Origin of the sequence: Chryseobacterium gambrini, from assembly GCF_900156825.1 — a bacterium.
Lineage (GTDB): Bacteria > Bacteroidota > Bacteroidia > Flavobacteriales > Weeksellaceae > Chryseobacterium > Chryseobacterium gambrini.
Genome location: NZ_FTOV01000015.1, coordinates 1 through 19,389 on the forward strand (window position 1 = coordinate 1; position 19,389 = coordinate 19,389).

Below are 19,389 nucleotides of genomic sequence, written 5' to 3' on the forward strand. Positions count from 1 at the left end.
AGTAAGTTTTTCCTGTTCTTTTATTTTAAACACTTGTTTACGAAAATCTAAACTATAACTCATACAGCTAAGATAAGACTTTTTATAATGAGTCCACTATACTTTGTCAAAGTTGAAAATCTTTGACAAAGTTTATATTGTATTTTAACTGCAGCCTGACTTTTTTGTGACACAAAAAAAGCTGGTGCGGAAGTTGATTAGCTGCCTGAATATAATATTAATTGATAAATAGTTTAAAAATTAACCTTGCAATGATAAGAATTGTTAAGAATATGTACCAAAATTTCTTTTCAGAATCAGATTTTCCTTGTCTTATGATAAATAAACCTACAAATGTTAATAGACCATTCAAAATAATTAACTCTACCCCGATTCTGTAATGCGTATACGTTGTTACCAGATAATTGATGATATACGTTGCAACCGGAGCTAAAATCGTTACCGCCAAAATTGAATATTTCCTTGAAATCTGAAACTTTGTGAAAATTCCGAAGGCAAAAAGTCCTAAAAGCGGTCCGTAAGTATATCCTGCAATCTCCATGATGAGGTAAACAATCGATTTGTCATTCAAAGCTTTAAAGACCATGATCAGAATAAAGAAAATGATGGTGAAAGTTAAATGAACCTTCATACGAAGCTGTTTTTTCTCTTTCTCCGTCCTGTTTTTGTCTTCATTAAGATTTAAAAGATCTACGCAATACGAGCTCGTAACGGCAGTTAAAGCGCCATCCGCAGAAGGAAATAATGCCGAAATTAATCCGATAATGAAGATAACGGAAATGATCATCGGGAAATGTCCCTGAAGCGATAAAGCCGGAAACAGATCGTCTCCCATGATATTTTTAATGTTACCCGCAGAGTCTTTGAAACCGAAGATGTTGGTAACGGTTTCTCCGTCTATTTTTCCATATTCTGCGCCGTTTTGCAAAGCAAAAAGATAAAGAAGACCACCTAGAAACAGGAATGCCAGATTCACAAAAAGCAGTGTTCCTGCAAAAGTGAGCATATTTTTCTTTGAATTTTTAAGATTATCCACAGAGATGTTTTTCTGCATCATTTCCTGATCTAATCCTGTCATCGCAATCGTAATGAAAATTCCCCCTAAAATCGTTTTCAGGAAGAATGTCTTGGAATTCGGGTCAAAATTGATGAAGTGGGTATAATTTTTCTGTTCTAAAATAGTATATGCTTCGCCTAATGATAAATTTAAATGGGATAAAATATAAATGATACACGCAATGAGACTGATAATCATGAATGAAGTCTGCAAAGTATCGGTAATCACAATGGTTTTTACACCGCCTTCAAACGTATATAAAAGCACCATTAACAGCAGAACTAAAGCCGTAACCCAGAAAGGAACGCCCAAACCTTCCAGAAGGAAAATCTGAAGAACGTTGACCACTAAATATAACCTTGCCGTTGCCCCAATTGCCCTTGAAATAATAAAAAATATAGAGCCTATTTTATGCGCTTCGACATTGAATCTTTTGCCTAAATACGTATAAATCGAGGTGAGGTTCATTTTGTAATACAGCGGAAGAAGAATTGCGGCAACAATAAAATATCCGATGAAAAAGCCGATCACCATCATATAATATTCGAATCCGCCGTAGATGTATTCACTTCCGGTCATTTTTCCGACTGTTCCGGGAACGGAAATAAATGTTACTCCGCTTAAGCTGGTTCCGATCATTCCGAAAGCAACGAGCCACCATTTACTTTTTTTATTCCCGATAAAAAACGACTGATTATCAGAATTTCGGCTTGTAAAATAAGAAATAACCAAAAGTCCGATGAAATAGACAAAAACAAACAGCAAAAGAACAGTTCCGGAATTCATGCTTTAATTTAAATTTTAGCAAATATAGTTTTTTTCTGTTCTGCCTAAAAAGAAAAAACCTTCAGGATATATTTCCGGAAGGTTTTATATGTAATGTTGAAGTTAAGGCTGATAGCTCAAAAGTTCAAATTTAATCTCAACCTTAGCTTAAAACTAAGCCTGTGTTTTATTTACCAGAACATCCTGAAGTTCTTCATGCTTCTGGAACGTAGCCTTGGCAAAAGGACAAAGCGGAATAATTGTTTTTCCGTTCTTTCTTGCAAAATCTACCGCCGCAAGAAGCATTTCCTTTCCAACGCCTTTGCCGTTGTATGCTTCTTCAACTTCGGTGTGATCGATGATGAATCTTTCTTCTCCAGCCCAAGTGTACGTCATTAAACCTGCATGGTTTCCGTCTATGAATGCTTCAAAATTTCCGTGTTTCGGGTCGTTGGTTTGTTTTACTTCAATCATATTATGAAAATTTGGTTAATATTTCTATATCGTTTGTAAGAATCTTATGAATCGGACACGCATCCGCTATGGCGTGAAGTCTTTTCAGTTGTTCATCATCAAGATTTGTGCCTTCAAAGCTGATGTCTCTTTTGAAAATGGCTCTTTTCGTTAAAGGAAAATTTTCCAGTTCCACTTCAACGTTTATTTTTTCGACGTTCCATTCTTTTCGGTCGATGTACATTCTCAAGGTTGCCGCTGTGCAGCTTGCGAGGGAAGTGGCAAGAATTTCAAAAGGATTGAACCCTTTGTTTCCGCCGCCTTTGTCTACAGGTTCATCTGTAATAAGAGTATTTTCTCCCGCCATAACTTCGGTGTAGTATTTTTCTGTTCCCAGACTTGCTTTTACTGTGATTGCCATTATTTTTTTGTATTGAATTGATAACTCAGTGCTCCTGAAGGACACAGGTCGATTTGGTTTTTAAGTTCTTCTGCGGTTGCATTTTCAGGTTTCAGCCACGGTCTTTCTTTCGGGTTATACACTTTCGGAAGTGTTTTTACACAAACGGCGGCGTGGATGCACTTTTTGGGTTGCCAGAGCACGGTAATCTCTCCGTTTACATATTCGTGTGTTTCCATATCAATTTTCGTTTAAAGTTTTTTCTATTCGTCTGTCCGGAATCAGCCAGAGCAAAGCAACCGTATAATATAGTGCTACTGCAATATAAGGATAAATAAATGAAACAATAATTCCTGAAACATAAAGCACTATGGATGCATTTTCCTTAAAACGGGAAGCAATGGCCTGTTTCAGCTTAGAGCTTTCCCCTTCGGATTTTATGATCGCATTTTCCAGAATCGTATAGGCAGTCGCACAAAGTCCCAGTCCGAATCCGTAAGTGGCTACCGGATTTTTGGCAAAATGAGTTTCCCCGATCCATTCTGTTGCAAAAGGCATTAAAGAAAGCCAGAACAGGAGATGAAGATTTGCCCAAAGAATTTTTCCGTTTACTTTTTTCACTGCCTGAAAAAGATGATGATGATTGTTCCAGTAAATTCCTACATACAGAAAGCTGAAAATATATGCCAGAAATTTAGGAATAAGCGGTTTTAGGCTTTGCCAGTCGTTTCCTTCCGGAACTTTCAGTTCCAGTACCATAATCGTGATGATGATCGCAAGAACCCCGTCACTGAAAGCCTCTAATCTTCCTTTGGTCATTATTTGCGGATCGTATTTTTGAAATTCTCCACTTTACTGTTCAGCTCTTTCAGCATTTCTGGGTTGATGACTCCACTTTCCAAATCAAAATTTTCATAAAATTTAGGAAGCGAGAAAGTTTCTTTGATATCCGCTCCGAAATTCGGGAAAAATGTCTTTGCTGTGTTCATCACATTTCCGCCGCCGTAACCTCCCAGAGAAGTAGACATCAGAAACATCGGCTTGTCCTGAAAAACCTTCACGTTGATTCTTGAAGCCCAGTCGAAAACGTTTTTAAAAGCGGCGCTGTACGATCTGTTGTGTTCTGCAAGCGAACATATAATCACATCACATTCTTCTATCGCTTTCAGAAAATGGTGTGCTTCTTCCGGAAAGCCTTTCTTTTCAAGGTCTACTGAAAAAACAGGCATATCAAAATCATTCAGATCAATCAGGTTGATTTCTTCCTCCTGAAAATCTTTTAGAACGAATTTTACAAGTTCCCTGTTGATGGAAGTGGAAGACGTGCTTCCTGCAAATGCTAATATTTTCATCGCGTATGATTTTAAGTTGTTATGGTTTTCTGTTTAAAATAGCTTTCGGAAGCGGAACATATTCATTTTCATCTCCAGGAACCAAAGGAAAAGCATCGTGGTTCTGGTCGTGCCAGTTCACTTTTGCCTGATCGATCAGTTCTTTTTCGGAATTTACAAAATTCCAGAATATAAACCGCTCTTCTTCAAATGGTTCGCCACCGAAAAGATAAACCGTTCCGTTTTCGCTCATGTCAAATTCGCAGAGTTGGGTGTTTTTGGCAATCATCAGTTGTTTAGATCCGTAAGAATTTCCGTCAGTAGAAACAGTTCCGTCCAGAACGTACATGGCAGCTTCTCCGTAAAGATCTTTCCCAATGCTGATCTTTTTTGCCTCTTTGGTTTTAATTTCAATAAAAAACAGCTTGCTGTGAACCGGAACCGGCGATTTTTTTCCAAAAGCTTCTCCTGCAATTAATTTATACTGAATTCCGTCTTCCTCCCAAACCGGAATTTCATCTGCTTCAATGTGGTGGAATGTGGGTTCAGACTGTTCCAGATGTTTCGGAAGTCCTACCCAGATCTGGAATCCGTGAAGTCTTTTATCAGAATGCCGCAGGTATTCCGGAGTTCTTTCAGAGTGTACCACACCTTTTCCGGCAGTCATCCAGTTTACGGCTCCCGGTTTTATTTCCAGAGCACTTCCGATGCTGTCTCTGTGAAAAATAGATCCTTCCAGAAGATACGTTAATGTTGAAAGCCCGATGTGCGGATGCGGCGGAACATCCAGATTCTGATAATCTTTTAAGTCGGATGGTCCCATATGATCGATAAAAACGAAAGGTCCGACTGCTCTTTTTTCACGGAAAGGCAATAATCTTCCGACCAGAAAGTTTCCGATGTCCGCAGATTTTTCTTCTATAATAAGTCCGATGTTTGACATGATGTGCGTGATTTATTTGTATTAATTTTTAATTTAATTTTGAATTCTTAAATGAGGATTTTGCAAGTTGAATGTTTATAGATTCCCATACACTACGATTTCTTCTGCGAATCTCAGTTTGGAATTGATCCATTTAATCAGATTCCGTAAAAATAATTCTTCATCCGCTGTTTCTACAGGTAATCTTGCGATCTGATTTACAATTTTTCTCATCGTTTCATTTTTATATCTGTTATGACTTGTGATGTCAAACGTTTCAGAATTGGCAGCTTTAAAAATGTCAATTACATAATCAAAATCTTTAGATTGAATAAAGATGCCCCTGTCTGTTGGGATGTAATATTTTTCCAGACTGCTGTTTTCAGCCCATAATATAAATCCTATTTTATGAATTTGCTGATCTGGTGTTGCTGTAAGATATAAGAGTTTTTCCTGAATTTTTTTCATGGCTTTCTCTTCATCATGCTTACAGATATGGTAATATTTTTTTGCAGTTTTATCATCACATTCAGTTAATCTGCATATCGTATTAATTTTGTTGCGATGAAATTCCTGTATACTTAATTCTACATCATTATTGTTTCTCTTCAGGAGTTTTTGGGCTGAATGTAAAGGGATGTTTATTCTGTTTCTCAGTTCTTTAATAGTATTAGTTTCCATGTTTTATTTAATGGCTTGAAATAATTAGTAAATTATCCGGATATTTTCCGAACCATCGTCTAAATATATAAAATTAATAAAAAGAACAGCTTGAAGATGATTTTTAATTAAAATTAATCTGCAAGGTAACCGAATCTCCCTAAATTGAAATCTTCAAAAGCCTGCATAATTTCTTCTCTGGAATTCATTACAAAAGGTCCGTGAGGAAAGATAGGCTCATTTAAAGGCATTCCGCTGATGATTAAAACGATTGAGTCTTCTTTTGCTTCTACCGTAAAATCTTCTCCTTCATTTTGAAACAAAACGAGATGATTGAGTGGTACTTTTTCTTCGCCATTTATTAGAATACTTCCTTCAATCACCAAAGCTGCAGTATTGAAATTTTCGGGAAAGGTGAATGCTGCTTTTCCACCATTTTTCAGTTTTGCATTCATCATGTGAACCGGACTGAAGGTAAAAGCGGGACCTTTCTGATTTTGATATTCTCCGGCAATCACTTCAATATGTCCGTTTTCTCCAAGATCTACTTTCGTTATATCCGAATTTTTGATTGCCTGATATTTCGGGCAGCTCATTTTATAAACCGACGGAAGATTTACCCAAAGCTGAACCATTTGGAAAATTCCGCCATCTTTTGCCCATTCTTTTTCATGATATTCTTTGTGAAGAATACCTTTTGCGGCAGTCATCCACTGTACATCGCCTTCACCGATAATTCCGCCACCTCCTGCGCTGTCATGATGCTGCACTTTTCCTTTATACGCTATGGTTACAGTCTCAAAACCTCGGTGCGGATGAACGCCCACTCCTCGAGGCTGATCTGTTCCGTTAAAGTGAAATTTTGAATTGTAATCGAGCATTATGAATGGATCCATCCTTTTCATATCCAATCCCTGAACGCCCGGAATAAAATTATGAACCCTAAAACCGTCGCCCACAAAATGCGCAGGTTTCGGAGATACTATTTTTTCTATTTTTTTAGTTGCCATAATATGGTTGTATTATGAAGCAAAGTTATCTTAAGCAAAAATCCTGTACATTGATCTGTGTTAATAAGGGGGATTGATTGATGATTGATGATTGATGATTGATGATTGATGATTGTGCTGAGCGGATGTTTTCAGTTTTTTATTTAGGATGTAAAAATTCCCCTCCTTTGGAGGGGTGGCGAAAATTTCGGAGAAATTTTTGACGGGGTGGTTCCAGAAATAAAACTGTAATTTCCTGTTGAATAAATGTACTCCACAATTTCAGAGCTCATTGAGTGGTATGTCTGAGCTCTTTTTTTGGATTCGGCGGCTGCGAAGCAGCCGCCGAATCCAAAAAAAGCGAGTAGCGAAAGCTGCAAAAAACTCCTGAACTCAATGAACAATTGATTTTTTCTTTGCCTAAATTAGGAAATCGACAAACCGGTTTGTTTTATCAATCCTCCTTCGATTTCATATTCTTCCCATCCGAAATATGAAGCCTGCGGAAAATAAATCCGGAAATGATCGTGAGAATTCCGACAGTAAGAAAAGTAAATCGGAAAGCGTTGTGGATTTCTCCGTGAATAAGATCGGTATTTTCAAAAATTTTAAGTACAATTAATCCGAAAGCAATTCCGAATCCGATGGCAAGCTGTTGATTGACGGATATAAGTGAATTTCCGCTGCTGGTCTGAAAATTTCGAAGATCCGCAATAGAAATGGTATTCATCGAAGTAAACTGAATGGAATTAAAAAATCCCAAAATGGAAATAATAGGAATAAACCAATACAATGAGGTGTTGATATCGGGAATTGCCAGAAGACAGATCAGCGTTCCGATAATAAAAGTATTCGTCATTAAAGTCTGTCGGTAACCAAAACGGTCTAAGATTTTTATCACATACGATTTTCCGAACATTGCGGTTAAAGCCATCGGAGCGATGATCCAGCCGGAAGTTACTGCCGATTGTTTATACGCAATCTGAATCATTAACGGTAAAAGTAACGGAACAGAGCTGATTCCTAATCTTGTGGCAAGATTTCCGACAATTCCCACTCTGAAAGTTCTTACCTGAAATAAATTTAAAGGAAAAATAGGGCTTTCATCACGTTTGGCGTGTCTGTAATAGTAGTAGAGACAAAGAAATCCTAGAATGAAAATAATTAGAACCGGTGTAGTATTCTGCATATCTCCGAAAAGTTCCAAAGCAATGGAAAGCAGGAGAGAGGCTGCTGCAAAGATCAAAAATCCTTTCAGATCAAAATCTACATCTTTGGATGTATAATTGGGCATGAATTTTATGCCTAAAACAATTCCCAGAATTCCGATCGGGATGTTAATTAAAAAAATCCAGTGCCACGAAAGATAATCTACCATATAACCTCCCACCAAAGGACCGAGAACAGGACCAATTAATGCGGGAATAATGGCAAAGTTCATGGCTTTTAATAATTCGCTTTTATCGAACGTTTTAATTAAAGCTAATTTTCCGACAGGTGTCATTAAACTTCCTCCGACTCCCTGAATAACTCGCGAAATAACCAGATGAGTAAGATTTTGAGACATGGCACAAAACAGAGATCCCAAACTGAAAAGAATCAGGGAAAATATAAATACTTTTTTGGTTCCGAAACGGTCTGCCAGAAATCCGCTTGCCGGCATAAAAACAGCTAATGTAAGTACATAACTGATGATGGCGTTCTGCATATTCAGCGGAGATTCCTGAAGATCTTTTGCGATGGAAGGCAGGGAAGTATTCAGAATAGTGGAATCCAGCATCTGCATGAAGATAGCCGTTGCAAGAATCAGCGGCAGAATTTTTTTAACTGAATTTTGAGGCTGCGAAAGTGTTTCTGACATGTGTTTTTACTGGAAAAGCTTCCAGATTTGTTGGTTCAAAAAAAATGAGAATGTAATTTTCAGAGCAATTTTTATTCCTTTTAATAAAGACACGATGTTAATCGATGGATTAAGCTGTTATTTCCACGAAGGAGAAATCTATTTGCTGCAATATTTTCCTGATAATCCTTAACTGTTAGCTATTTTAAGTTTTTTTGATGATGTTATCAATAACGATATTTATAATATTCTATTTTCTTAAATTTTACGAGCAATTGTGAATATTCGTGCAAAAATTTGTGCCATTTATGTTAAAAATATTCCAACAAAAAAGTCCTGCGAAACTTCACAGGACTTTTTAATTTATTTTCTTGGTTTTTCAACCCCCTTCCATTCTTCGCCGGCTTTTCTGTACTGGCTTAATTCGAAAGTTTTGAAATCTTTTGTTTTGTATTCGATGTTGTCTGTGTTTTGCTCAAACGGCATGATGTAGTAGAAATCTGCATCTGTTCTGTCCGTTTTTGTCCCTTTTTTCACAGAAGGAACATATTTTGAGAATTTATAGCTTGGAAGATACTGCTTCACTCTCGCATAGAACGCTTTATTTTCTTTCTCTTCAGGAATAATGTCTACGATATTGAAATCGTCTTTTTCTTTGTTGATCCAAAGATAATAGGTTTTATCTTCTCCTGTATTTCTGTTGTTGGAGTTGAAAGCATAAAGCTCTTTCGGAACCAGTTCTTTGATCTTTTCTGCATCAACTTTTGTATAATACTGTCCTTTAGAAGGATCTACATACGTTTCCAGATTGTACATTAAAACAGAATTGTTATCCAGATTTTTGTTTTTGAAATACTGGTTTAAAGATAATTCTGCGGTTTCTCTAAGTTCTTTACCTCTTGCATCCAGTTTTTTAGTCGGATTCTGAGGATTCACTTTTTTTACAAATTCATATAAAACTTTCGGTTTTATATCTTTAAGGTGAGGATACGTTTTCAGCTGTTCCGCTTTTACCAGCCAGTAATATTGTTGGTAGAAGTCGTCTTTATCGCCATCTTTCACACTTTTATACACCATTGCCAGTTTTTTGGAGCTAAGATATTTACCATATTTTCCCTGTCCGAAAGCAAAAGTCATGGATAATAAAGCAAATAAGATAGTAATGTTTCTTCTCATTTTTTTATAATTGATATTTTCGTTTTCCAAATATAATTATTTATTAGATAATATATTTGATTAACGGTTAAATTCTGACAATATTATTAAGGTAAATGCAAAAGAAAATCCTGTATTGCTACAGGATTGATAAATTTTTATGTAAAGTTTAGATTTTTAGAGTTCAGGATTTCGTTTCAGAATGCTCATCTTCTATTTGTTAACTAAAAATAGGGAAGAATAAAAAATATCTCAAAAACTCAAAAAACGCTCACACTCTCATACTCCTGAATCTATTCACCGTAAGAAGTTTCATGCACTTTTACCGCTCTTCCGCTCGGATCGTTCATGTTTTTGAATGCTTCATCCCATTCCAGTGCAATTGGCGTAGAACACGCAACCGAAGGAACCGAAGGAACTGTTGCAGCCGCAGTTTCACTTGGGAAATGCTCTTCAAAAATTGTTCTGTAACGGTATTCTTCCTTGTTTTGAGGCGTATTCAGCGGAAATCTGAATTTTGCATTTGTCATCATTTCATCCGTTACTTCTTTTTCAGCAACGGCTTTTAAAGTATCGATCCATGAATAACCAACTCCATCCGAAAACTGCTCTTTCTGTCTCCAGACAATAGATTCCGGAAGAATATCTTCGAAAGCTTTTCTCAGAACCCACTTTTCAATTTTTCCTTCGGCAGCACTTACCATTTTATCCTTTGGATTCACAGTCATGGCAATATCCATAAATTCTTTGTCTAAGAAAGGAACGCGTCCTTCAATTCCCCAACTCATCAACGCTTTGTTGGCTCTTAAACAATCATACAGGTGAAGTTTTCCTAATTTTCTTACGGTTTCATCATGGAATTCTTTCGCATTCGGAGCTTTATGGAAGTATAAATAACCACCGAACAGTTCATCAGAACCTTCTCCGGAAAGCACCATTTTAATTCCCATCGATTTAATCACTCTAGCCAAAAGATACATCGGCGTAGAAGCTCTCACTGTCGTTACGTCATACGTTTCCAGATGATAAATAACATCACGAACCGCATCCAGACCTTCCTGAACGGTAAAATTAACTTCATGGTGAACCGAACCGATGTGTTCTGCTGCTTTCTGAGCTGCTGCCAAATCCGGCGATCCTACCAAACCGACTGCAAAACTGTGTAATCTCGGATACCACGCTTCCTGTGTATCTCCGCTTTCCACTCTCTGTCTTGCAAATTTTGCCGTAATCGCAGAAATTACGGAAGAATCTAATCCGCCTGAAAGCAAAACTCCGTAAGGAACGTCGCTCATCAATTGTCTGTGAACCGCATCTTCCAGTCCTTTTCTTAATTTCTCAATATCCGTTTTGTTATCTTTTACAGCATCAAAGCTTTCCCAGTCTCTTTTGTACCACTGCTGAAGTTCGCTTCCGTCTTTGCTGTACACCAGATGTCCCGGTAAAAAAGTCTCAATAGTTTTGCAGACTCCTTCTAGCGCTTTTAGTTCTGAAGCAACGTAATAGTTTCCGTTCTTATCCCAACCGTGATATAGAGGACAGATTCCCATGTGATCGCGTGCAATGAGATACACATCATTTTCTGTGTCATATAAAGAAAAGGCAAAAATTCCGTTTAATTTTTCAACAAAATCTTTTCCGTATTTTTGATATAAAGCTAAAATAACCTCACAGTCTGACTGTGTCTGAAATTCATAATCAGGAAATTCTTCTTTCAGCTCTCTGTGATTGTAGATTTCACCGTTCACGGCAAGAACTATTTTTCCGTCTTTGGTAAATAATGGCTGTTTTCCGGAGGTAGGATCCACGATGGCAAGTCTTTCATGAGAGAAAACCACTTTGTCATTCTGGAACACTCCGCTCCAGTCCGGACCGCGGTGACGAATTTTTTTAGACATTTCAAGAACCTGAGGTCTTAATATTTCGGTTTTTTGTTTGGCGTCAAACAAACATACAATTCCACACATTTTTTTTCATTTAATTTGAAACAAAAGTAGAATAGTGGTTTAAAAATAACAACAAAAAAATTAAATAAGTTAATTTTTTTAATTAATTAATTTAAAATGAAGTAAAAATTTAATTATTTTAAATTAAAAATATGATTTTAGTTGATTTTTTTAACTCAGATCTCTAATTTATTCATTACATACGAAATTATTATGAGATATTTCTTAATGTATGGTAATTTATTCTACAAATTTTAACCCTTACTTTGTGGCTCGAAATAATTTTTTTTCATCATTTGTGTTTTTACCTTCTTGCAATTCAGTTTGCGAGAAGGTTTTGTTTTTATTCGGAACCTAACAGAACTCCTGAAACGTTCCACGAACTGAAGCTCGTTCCTTCAGTCGGACCCTGCGGAATTTTTACCTGAATGGTATGTTTTCCGGCTTTTAAATCTCCAAGCTGTATGAAATTTGGATTGGTAACGGTTCCGGGGCACCAGTTTGATCTGCTGAGATCGGATGAAGAAAGTCCGTCCGGAAAATTTCCTGAAGCCGGATTATAAAGACGATAAGATCCGCAGTCGGTTCTCCATGGCACGAAAGAAAAAGTCATTTTTCCGTCTAAAAAGATCGAGTTGGCTTTTGGTACAAATTCATCGCCGTTTTCCCAGCCTCCATGACCGGTAGTTGTATATTTCAACTGGGCATTTTTTAGATCCTTTTTTAAAGTAAACTCTACAAACAGTCCTTTATCATTATTAAACATGGTAGAATAATCCTGTCCTGCCATTTCCATAATGTTCAGAGTGTTGAATAAAGGAATAACCGTATTATTTTTATAAATGGTCTGATCGCTTTTGTGAATGGTGATTTCCAGACTTACTTTATGACCACCTTTATCGTAATTTCCGATGAATGTTCCGATCCATAATTCTTTTTCAGAAAGAGAAGGTTTGAGATCTGTAATATCTTCACGATACGGACTGATGGTCTGCCAGTTTTTATCTTTTAACTGAATATGATTGAACTTATTGATCCCGAACGCCGTGAAAAATCTCATCATTTCTACTGCAGGATTGTAATTTTCCGTTGCTGTAATTCCGTAATATTGTTTTCCGTTTCCGTTTTCATAAACAGGAAGTGTCTTTACGCCTTTTTCCAGTCCGTCTAAAAACGACTGAGATTTGTCCTGTGGTACAAAAAATACGGTTCCTGTTCTGTCGTACGCATCGCCGTTGGATTGTTGTTTTAATTCAACAAAAATATTTTCGCCCTCGGAAATTTTAGGGAACTTAATTTTTTTCATAATAATGGTTCCGTTGGCGAATCTTTTTATGTTTTCATCAGATTTAGATTCATCTGAAAAATTAATGGTTTCATGATCAAAAACTTTTAGGGTAGTGAATCTGCTTTTCCACAAAAGATCTCTGTAACCTAACTGATCGGTTGAATTAATTGATCCTTTCAGAATAGCATCAATGTTAGTTTTCTTAACTTTTTTAATCGCTTGAGCGATGATCAGAGAGTTTTTATTTCTTTCAATTTCCAGAACAAAACCCAGATTTTGCCCGATTACAGAAGGTCCTCCCTGAATTTTCAGATCGTTGGTATACCAGACTTCAATGGTATTGGAATTGATTTTGGTAACTGCCTTTTTGCATGCGTAGCCTAAAATTTTCTTGGTTTCATTGGTGAATTCAAAAGTCTGTTTTGCCACAGATTCTTTGTCTGAAGTTGAAATGATTTCGTCAGATTTTAAAAACGCATAAGAAATCACCGTATTCATCGGTTTTTCAATTTTCGTAATTTCGAAAGGGAAATCTGCTTTTTGTTCTCTGATTTTGTTATTCAGGATAAAATTTCCCTTTTCATTTGCCCAGACTAAAGTGGGAGACTGTTCCGTTAAAACTTTTCCGTTGGATGAACTGAGGTACTGTACTTCGTACGTCTGTGCAAAAGATAAACAGCATAAAAAAGTAAAGAAGCTTACTAAAATTCTTAGATGCATAATTTGAAATGGTTTTAGCAAAGATAATTCTTTAGAAATTCATTTTTTAACCACAAAAGCTACAAAAGATTAGCAGAATTCTTATTTAACCTGACTTTGGGGTAAATCTTCTTAACCGCAAGGATTAAACAAAGAGATTTAATTATCAAAAATTCAGCTTTTAAGATATACAAAGGCGTAAAACTTATCAAAGTAATACCATTTTTGTCTTTTTTAAATAAACGAAGTGTCTTTGTTTAGCTTACCAACTTTCAATAAGTAAAAAAATCTTTTGTTTTTCTCTGTGATAAATTAATATGATGCTATAAGCCAATTATTTAAATTTATTTCTTATCCCGAACTGAAGTTGTTTAAGTTACTTGACAGAGATGAAAAAGACCACAACAGTTTTTAAACATCTTTGATTTTTATTCTTTTGAGAACGTTAAAAATCTCGTTACAATTGTCTTTTGTAATGAAGAGTATAACAAAAAAAACTACCCTGAAAAGAGTAGTTTTGTTCATTATATAAAGAATGTTTTTTAAGAAACTCTTTCAATTAAAGCCATATAGAATCCGTCATAGCCTTCACTTGGCATTACTTTTTCGTCTTTAATCATTTTAAAGTTCGGATTGTTTCTGATGAATTCATCAACCTGCAAATTATTTTCAGAAGGTAGAATAGAACACGTTGCGTACACCATTTTTCCTCCTTTTTTAAGCATTTTAGAATAATCCTGAAGAATCTGCTGCTGTTCAATTTTAATTCTGTCGATAAAAGCCTGATCGATTTTCCATTTGCTGTCCGGATTTCTTTTTAAAACGCCCAAACCTGAACATGGAGCATCGATCAATAATCGGTCTGCTTTTTCATGAAGTCTTTTGATTACTTTATTATCAGAAATCATGCGGGTTTCAATGTTGTGCGCTCCGGCTCTTTTTGCACGTCTTTTCAGTTCGGCAAGTTTCCATTCGAAAATATCCAGTGCGATGATCTGTCCTTTATTCTGCATCAAAGCGGCTAAGTGAAGCGTTTTTCCTCCTGCACCTGCACAAGCATCTACAACTCTCTGTCCTTCCTTTACATCAAGGAAATACCCGATTTTTTGAGATGATGCATCCTGAACTTCAAACAATCCTTCTTTAAAAGCAGTCGTCAGGAAAACATTCTTTTTTTCCTCCAATTGTACTGCATCCGGATAATTTTTAATAGGATAAGAAACGATGTTTTCATCAGAAAGATCAGAGATAAGCTCTTTCGTTGTTGTTCTCAGAGAATTTGCTCTTAAAACCGTCGGAGCCTGCTCGTTTAAAGCATACATTTCTTTTTCCCACTTTTCACCGAGTTCTTTTTCTAAAGTTTCGGCAAGCCATTCCGGAATAGAATGCTCGATTGCTTTTGTAGGAACGGTTCCTTTTTTCAGTTTGGTAAGAATGTCGGCGATTTTTATACCGTCGAATTCTTCAAATTTTTTATAGTTCGTTTTGCTCCAAAGAAGATAAGCAATGATTAATTTATAAATATTGTTGGGCTTTACACCTTCCCCCATGTAATATTCAAGGCGTTTTTTCCAACGGATGATGTTATAGAAAATCTCAGAAACCACTGCTCTGTCCTGGCTTCCCCATTTTTTATTCGCTTTCAAAAGTCTTTCGATTACTTTATCGGCGTATTTATTTTTTTCGAAAAATGTTTCCTGCAAAGCATCGTGAATTCCGATTGCCAGGTTTCTGTGTATCAATTCCATAAAATTGGGTTCTGCTATTTTGAATCTGCAAAAGTACGAATTTCTGCTGAGAATTTCTGTCTCAAAATTTTAGTCTGTGAATTCAAAATTTTGCTTTGGGCTTTCTCTGTGGTTAGAAAAATAGAAAAACAACTGAATAACAACCAAGACAACGATCATGATAAGCTGCGAATTGGCTTTATCTGATCTTTCTTTGTTGATTTTCTGATATTTGTAAATCTGGGATTTTGAATATTCTTTAGATTCATTTAAATTTTGAAAACTGTCGACTTGGGAAATTTCTTCATCAACAAATGTCATTGTGTAATTAGGAATTAAGTCAACCTCATTAAATATCTGAACAAATAACCTGAAAAACAGGACTAAAGAAATAAAAATTAAAAATCTACGTGTATATCTCATGTTATTAAATTTTAATTGAAGATATTAAAAAATTAACTTTGCAAAAAATTAAAAATATGAGTGATACTGTACTTTGTCCGAAATGCAGCTCCGAGTTTACTTATCCGAGCGATAATATGATGGTTTGTTCCCAGTGTTTCTACGAATGGAATCCCGAAGAAGAAAGCGCAGATGCATCAAATTCAGGGAAAATCTTAGATTCTAACGGAAACGAACTTCAGGATGGAGATTCTGTGGTGGTTATTAAAGATCTTCCCGTAAAAGGTGCTCCAAAACCTGTAAAAGCTGGAACAAAAGTTAAAAATATCCGTCTGAGACCGGACAGCGATCATAATATCGACTGTAAAATCGATGGTTTCGGTTCTATGGCACTGAAATCTGAATTTGTGAAAAAAGCTTAGTTTTTAGAATTTTACTTTCAGAAGAAGAAAATAAAGCAATAAAAAAAGGAAAGAATTGGACAGGGTAATCTTTCAAGAGACTGCATTGTTTGCCTAGAATAAACGGATTTCGTCTCAGGAGGCAGAAAGAGAATTAACCAAAAATTTCCTTATGCTGTTGATATACAAATGTAAGAAAAAGTTTTAAACCTGATTCTTATGTTTGTATTTTTTTTATACACAAATCCACAATAAGTTGTAGAGAATGCGATTGTTACGGGATTTTTTCAGGAGCTTTTTCCAGCTTTCGCTACTCGCTTTTTCTTAGTTTCGGCGGCTGCTCCGCAGCCGCCGAAACTAAGAAAAGAGCTCACACACGCCGCTCAATCTGGGCTATGATATTCAGCTTCGTCATAAATATTCGTCAGAATTTAACCGAATGAAACAGCGATAGTTCCGTTCAGCTTTTCATCAGAATATAGAATAATCTCTTTATTTTTTGCCTTTACTTTATTCCAGTAATGATTTCCTGCGAAACGGCTTTCCAGAACTTCCGCCTCAAAACCGCTTTCAGAGATTTTTATTTCTTTCGGATAATAAGAAAATTTTGAAATCTGAAAATCCTGCACCTCACTTTCACTGAAAATATTTACTTCCCCGAAAAGTTTGGCAACGTAAGAATTATAAGGATTTTTAAAAGCTTCTTCGGGATTTCCTTTCTGTACTATTTTTCCATTTTGCAATACAATAATTTCATCCAGCCACGGAATAATATCCTGAAGTTCGTGCGTGGAAATTACCAGAGAAATGTTATTCTGCTTTACGTATCGGAAAAGCTTTTCCCTCAGTTCAATCTTTCTCGGAAAATCCAGATTGCTGAAAGGTTCATCAAGGATCAGAAGCTTCGGAAGTACAGAAAGTGCTCTTGCGATGGCAACGCGCTGCTGTTGTCCGCCACTCAGATATTTAGGTAAAATAGGAGCAAATTCTTCTAACCCGACAACTTCCAGAAGTTCAGCAACCGTTTCCCTTTTTTTTGCGAGATTAATATTCGAAATAAATTTTCCTACATTTTCAGCAACCGTTGCATAAGGCATCAGATCAAAATTCTGGGCAACAAATTTCATCTCAGCTTCTCCCGGAACCAGATTTCCTTTAGGTCCCAGTAATTTTTTACCGGCAAAAATAATGTCACCGCTTTCCCAGTCCAGCAATCCGTAGATCAGGCTCAGTAAAGTAGATTTTCCGCATCCGCTTTCTCCGGCAAGCGCAATAATTTTACCTCCCTCAAAGCCGAGATTGAGGTTCTGAAACAAGGGTTTTTCTTTAGAATAGGAAAAGTTTAAATGATTTATTTCTAATAGCATATTACAAAAGTAATGAATTGAAATGTTTTTAGGAAAGAACAATATTTTTTATTATTTTAGCAGGAGTAATAAAAAAATTATAAATCATGAAGAAAAAGCTGTTTTCGCTGGTTATTCCTGCATTTTTCGCGTTAGCGGCAGTAGTTTCCTGTAAAAAGGAAAAGCCTCTTACCAGCGATAGCAATGAAGTGGCAACAACAAAAGACGGAACACAATATGTTGTGGATACCCTTAACAGCAGAGTGGAGTGGAAGGGATATAAAATTTTTAAATCTGAAAACACAAGCCATTTCGGAACCATTAAATTCGAAAGTGGCGATGTTACCGTAAAAGAAGGCAGGCTGGAAAGCGGAAAATTTGTTGCCGATATGGCTTCCCTTACTTCTGAAGATCTGAAAAACGATACCGAAAATTTAAACAAACTTAACGGGCATCTGAAAAGCGGGGATTTCTTCGAGGTAGAAAAATTTCCCACGGCTTCATATGAAATTACCAAAGTAACCCCTTCATCAGAAGGAGATTACAATACCTTACTGGATGGGAATTTAACCATCAAAGGAATTACAAAACCGGTTCAGTTTAAAGCCAATGTTTCCGTGAAGGAAGGTCTGGTAAATATTGCTACCGAGCCGAAAGACATTATGAGAGAAGAGTTTGGGGTGAAATTTCAGGCTCCCGCCGAAAATGGCGTGATAAAAGATGAGGTAACTCTTCAGATCAACGTGAAAGCTTTAGAAAAAAAATAATTTTTTTATTTAAGTGAAATAAGTGATTGAAGTCTGCCTCCCCAAAAGAGGCAGATTTTTTTTAACATTTTTAAGAAAATTATTCAACTGAAAAACCGTATTTTTGCAAAACATTTTGAAAGGGTAAAACAATGATAGAAAAGATAGAAGAATTACTCGTTGAGGTAAACGGCTTTAATGCTACATCTAAGGAGGAGATCGAAAACTTCCGAATCAAGTACAATGGTAAAAAAGGAATTCTGAATGATTTTTTTGAAAAATTCAAAGAAGTTCCCAACGATCAGAAGAAAGATTTCGGACAGAAGATCAATACTCTGAAGCAGGCTGTTAACGTAAAACTGGAAGATTTAAAAAATGCTTCCGCATCTTCTATTATCGTAGAAAAAGAAGACCTTACAAGACCTGCGTTTCCTTTGGATCTGGGTTCAAGACACCCGATCAACTTGGTGAAAAACAGGATTATCGAGATTTTTAAATCTATCGGTTTTGCTGTGGCAGACGGTCCTGAAATCGAGGACGACTGGCATAACTTCACGGCACTGAATCTTCCGGAATATCATCCGGCGAGAGATATGCAGGATACTTTCTTCATCGAGCAGAATCCGGATATTTTATTAAGAACACATACTTCTTCCGTACAGATCCGTTATATGGAAGAAAATCAGCCGCCGATCAGGATTTTATCACCGGGAAGAGTGTTCAGAAACGAAGCGGTTTCTTCACGTTCCCACTGTATCTTCCACCAGATCGAAGGTTTATATATTGATGAAAATGTAAGCTTTGCAGATTTAAAGCAGACCATTCAGTTCTTTACGACTGAACTCTTCGGAAAATCAAAAATCAGACTGAGACCTTCTTATTTCCCTTTTACGGAACCAAGTGCAGAAATTGATGTGTATTGGGGATTAAACTCAGAAACAGATTACAGGATCACGAAAGGAACAGGATGGCTGGAAATTATGGGATGCGGAATGGTGGATCCTGCCGTTTTAAAGAATGTAAACATCGATCCGGAAAAATATTCAGGTTATGCTTTCGGGATGGGAATTGAAAGAATTGTAATGCTTCTTTATCAGATGAGCGATATCAGAATGTTCTTTGAAAATGATATCAGAACATTAGAGCAATTCAAAACTTTATAATTCGTAAAGTCTAAATAAATTTAAATCCTGTAAAAATTCAATTTACAGGATTTTTTACTATTTTTATGGTAAACTTGTTTAAAATTTTCAATTTTTACA

Annotated in this window: 19 protein-coding genes; 3 read left to right on the forward strand and 16 right to left on the reverse strand. The window is 36.3% G+C overall.

The features are described from left to right. Window positions 1-217 precede the first annotated feature (217 nt). From BW951_RS19010 to BW951_RS19085, 15 genes are all read right to left on the reverse strand, one after another. Window positions 218-1,843, reverse strand: a complete 1,626-nt coding sequence (locus BW951_RS19010) for a sodium:solute symporter (protein ID WP_228427571.1) — start codon at window positions 1,841-1,843, stop codon at window positions 218-220. Between the two features lie 153 nt (window positions 1,844-1,996). Beyond that, window positions 1,997-2,296, reverse strand: coding sequence for a GNAT family N-acetyltransferase (locus tag BW951_RS19015; protein WP_175608849.1), 300 nt, complete (start codon window positions 2,294-2,296; stop codon window positions 1,997-1,999). A 1-nt stretch (window position 2,297) separates the two neighbouring features. After that, on the reverse strand, window positions 2,298-2,696 hold the full coding sequence (locus BW951_RS19020; RefSeq protein WP_076395679.1) for an OsmC family protein: 399 nt from the start codon (window positions 2,694-2,696) through the stop codon (window positions 2,298-2,300). After that, window positions 2,696-2,914: a (4Fe-4S)-binding protein gene (locus BW951_RS19025; RefSeq protein WP_076395681.1), complete on the reverse strand. Its 219-nt coding sequence runs from the start codon at window positions 2,912-2,914 to the stop codon at window positions 2,696-2,698. Before BW951_RS19025 ends, BW951_RS19020 begins: the two co-directional genes overlap by 1 nt. Before the next feature lies 1 nt (window position 2,915). Beyond that, entirely contained in the window at window positions 2,916-3,494 is a 579-nt protein-coding gene (locus BW951_RS19030) for a TMEM175 family protein (RefSeq protein ID WP_076395683.1), read from the reverse strand. Continuing rightward, window positions 3,494-4,027, reverse strand: coding sequence for an NADPH-dependent FMN reductase (locus BW951_RS19035; RefSeq protein ID WP_076395685.1), 534 nt, complete (start codon window positions 4,025-4,027; stop codon window positions 3,494-3,496). Before BW951_RS19035 ends, BW951_RS19030 begins: the two co-directional genes overlap by 1 nt. A gap of 19 nt (window positions 4,028-4,046) precedes the next feature. Continuing rightward, window positions 4,047-4,949: a pirin family protein gene (locus BW951_RS19040; RefSeq protein ID WP_076395687.1), complete on the reverse strand. Its 903-nt coding sequence runs from the start codon at window positions 4,947-4,949 to the stop codon at window positions 4,047-4,049. Between the two features lie 75 nt (window positions 4,950-5,024). Next, window positions 5,025-5,609 carry a hypothetical protein gene (locus BW951_RS19045; protein ID WP_076395689.1) on the reverse strand — a complete coding sequence of 195 codons (585 nt, stop codon included), beginning with the start codon at window positions 5,607-5,609 and terminating at the stop codon, window positions 5,025-5,027. Window positions 5,610-5,722: 113 nt separating this feature from the next. Next, window positions 5,723-6,598: a pirin family protein gene (locus BW951_RS19050; protein ID WP_076395691.1), complete on the reverse strand. Its 876-nt coding sequence runs from the start codon at window positions 6,596-6,598 to the stop codon at window positions 5,723-5,725. A gap of 433 nt (window positions 6,599-7,031) precedes the next feature. Continuing rightward, entirely contained in the window at window positions 7,032-8,438 is a 1,407-nt protein-coding gene (locus BW951_RS19060; RefSeq protein WP_076395695.1) for a DHA2 family efflux MFS transporter permease subunit, read from the reverse strand. Window positions 8,439-8,780: 342 nt separating this feature from the next. After that, complete coding sequence (locus tag BW951_RS19065; RefSeq protein ID WP_084196489.1) at window positions 8,781-9,593, reverse strand: hypothetical protein; 813 nt, start codon at window positions 9,591-9,593, stop codon at window positions 8,781-8,783. Between the two features lie 272 nt (window positions 9,594-9,865). Next, window positions 9,866-11,539, reverse strand: coding sequence for an asparagine synthase B (gene asnB / locus BW951_RS19070; RefSeq protein WP_076395699.1), 1,674 nt, complete (start codon window positions 11,537-11,539; stop codon window positions 9,866-9,868). 322 nt (window positions 11,540-11,861) lie between these two features. Continuing rightward, window positions 11,862-13,526 (reverse strand): GLPGLI family protein, encoded by a 1,665-nt coding sequence (locus tag BW951_RS19075; protein ID WP_076395701.1) that lies wholly within the window; start codon window positions 13,524-13,526, stop codon window positions 11,862-11,864. A 521-nt stretch (window positions 13,527-14,047) separates the two neighbouring features. After that, entirely contained in the window at window positions 14,048-15,253 is a 1,206-nt protein-coding gene (locus tag BW951_RS19080) for an RsmB/NOP family class I SAM-dependent RNA methyltransferase (RefSeq protein ID WP_076395703.1), read from the reverse strand. A 69-nt stretch (window positions 15,254-15,322) separates the two neighbouring features. Further along, entirely contained in the window at window positions 15,323-15,655 is a 333-nt protein-coding gene (locus BW951_RS19085) for a hypothetical protein (RefSeq protein WP_139326215.1), read from the reverse strand. 56 nt (window positions 15,656-15,711) lie between these two features. On the opposite strand from BW951_RS19085, the gene BW951_RS19090 reads away from it, so the two are divergent. After that, the gene (locus BW951_RS19090; RefSeq protein WP_076395707.1) at window positions 15,712-16,056 is read left to right on the forward strand and encodes a zinc ribbon domain-containing protein YjdM; all 345 of its coding nucleotides are present in this window, start codon (window positions 15,712-15,714) and stop codon (window positions 16,054-16,056) included. A gap of 410 nt (window positions 16,057-16,466) precedes the next feature. Here the strand turns inward: BW951_RS19090 and BW951_RS19095 are convergent, their stop codons facing one another. Further along, a complete protein-coding gene (locus tag BW951_RS19095) occupies window positions 16,467-17,402 on the reverse strand; it encodes a sulfate/molybdate ABC transporter ATP-binding protein (protein ID WP_076395709.1) in 936 nt (311 codons plus the stop codon). An 86-nt stretch (window positions 17,403-17,488) separates the two neighbouring features. Between BW951_RS19095 and BW951_RS19100 the strand changes: the two genes are divergently transcribed. Together BW951_RS19100 and pheS are read left to right on the forward strand one after the other, a co-directional pair. Then, a complete protein-coding gene (locus BW951_RS19100) occupies window positions 17,489-18,148 on the forward strand; it encodes a YceI family protein (protein WP_076395711.1) in 660 nt (219 codons plus the stop codon). A gap of 131 nt (window positions 18,149-18,279) precedes the next feature. Then, on the forward strand, window positions 18,280-19,290 hold the full coding sequence (gene pheS, locus BW951_RS19105; RefSeq protein ID WP_076395712.1) for a phenylalanine--tRNA ligase subunit alpha: 1,011 nt from the start codon (window positions 18,280-18,282) through the stop codon (window positions 19,288-19,290). Window positions 19,291-19,389 lie beyond the last annotated feature (99 nt).